Below are 232 nucleotides of genomic sequence, written 5' to 3'. Positions count from 1 at the left end.
GGCAGATCCTCTATCGCGGCCAGGACATCCGCCAGAAGTCGGCGCACTACGTGGCGTCCAACGGCATCGCGCAGTCGCCGGAAGGACGCCGTGTGTTCCCCGACATGAGCGTCGAGGAAAACCTGCTGATGGGTACCATGCCCATCGGCATGGACCACGCCGAGGAGGACATGCAGCGCATGTTCGAGCTGTTCCCGCGCCTGAAGGAGCGGCGCAACCAGCGCGCCATGAC

Annotated in this window: 1 pseudogene; it reads left to right on the top strand. The window is 65.1% G+C overall.

Going from position 1 to position 232, the window contains the following annotated elements:
• A pseudogene (locus tag ACLJNW_RS28900) lies at positions 1–232 on the top strand (ABC transporter ATP-binding protein); the annotation flags it as partial.

The organism is Salmonella sp. SAL4457 (assembly GCF_046548235.1).
GTDB classification, from domain to species: Bacteria; Pseudomonadota; Gammaproteobacteria; order Enterobacterales; family Enterobacteriaceae; genus Salmonella; species Salmonella enterica.
The sequence above is the reverse complement of the archived record's forward strand: the minus strand, read 5'-3'. Positions and strand labels throughout refer to the sequence as shown.